1 protein-coding gene is annotated in these 1,053 nt (G+C 55.7%); it reads left to right on the forward strand.

The genetic code is table 11. The features are described from left to right. Positions 1-581: hypothetical protein (locus tag C0456_RS20790; RefSeq protein WP_291056690.1), on the forward strand; the 581-nt coding region annotated here is incomplete at its 5' end. Between the last annotated feature and the right edge of the window lie 472 nt (positions 582-1,053).

Raw genomic sequence — 1,053 nt, forward strand, 5'->3', positions numbered from 1 at the left:
TTGCGCAGCAAACGATCCCAACTGCGTGGAAACTCCAGAATCCGCTCAGCAGCCCGGCGATCCGACTTCTCCGACACCTGAACAGCAGAAGATGTCCGAGATTGTCGTCACTGCTCAAAAAAACCAAGAAAACTACAGATGGAGGCGACATCCCTCTCGGTGTTCATGGTGAGACATTCTACATCGTGACCCCCGATTCGATCACCAACCGACAGATGAAGACCACGGAAGTTAATTGCGGAGGCGGAACATCCGTTACCGTTGGAAGGCCAGGCGCTTTGGGAGCGGGTCAGGCTGGAGCACATACTCACTCAGCCGCGCCAGGGACCGATACAACTCCTGGCCCTGGCGATAATATTGCTGCCCGAAGCTCGACGACAGGCGCGGCCTATCTGATGACGGCGAACAATGCTTTTATGATCTGCTCGTTCGGAAATGGCACCTACGCTACAAACGTTCTTTCTGGCCCTGCCCTCACCGCCGAGCAGACCAGCGCTTTGCAAGGATATATGCAGGGGTGGGAAGGGCCGCGAGTGAACAACGCTTCGCTGTCAGATCGTCAGAGGTTCTGCCCCAAATGATTGCCCGTGAGCAGATTCTGCTTCTTGCCCTGCTAATGACAGGCTGCGCTACTATGGATGGCAAAGGGGCGGAGACTGCTTCGACACCACCCGTTCGCAGCTTTCGCGGCACACTGAGCCTAGTGTTCGCGGACGGAGTCGAGTCTGGGCATTTAGATCAGGCAGGTGGCCCGTGCCTTGGTGTGTCTCTCCCGGCCAAAGATATGACCAAGCTCCGTGCTTCCGGTCCGCGTGCCGTTGAAGTTCAGGGGAGTCTATTCCAAGTTCCCAATGATATTGAAGTGGCGACGATCAGGGTAAATGGTCGACAAGTTGGATTTAAGCAGTGCAATAATACATATGTCTTCGTCCGGAAAAGTCGAGACATCGTGTGGGATGTTCGTGTTCAGGGCCACATTCCGGATCGATGATTTGAAGTGCTGGACCTACCGGCACACCGTACGCGAGGGCTCGCTGGAGCATGTGGCTGCGG

Source organism: Hyphomonas sp. (assembly GCF_013823385.1).
Lineage (GTDB): Bacteria > Pseudomonadota > Alphaproteobacteria > Caulobacterales > Hyphomonadaceae > Hyphomonas.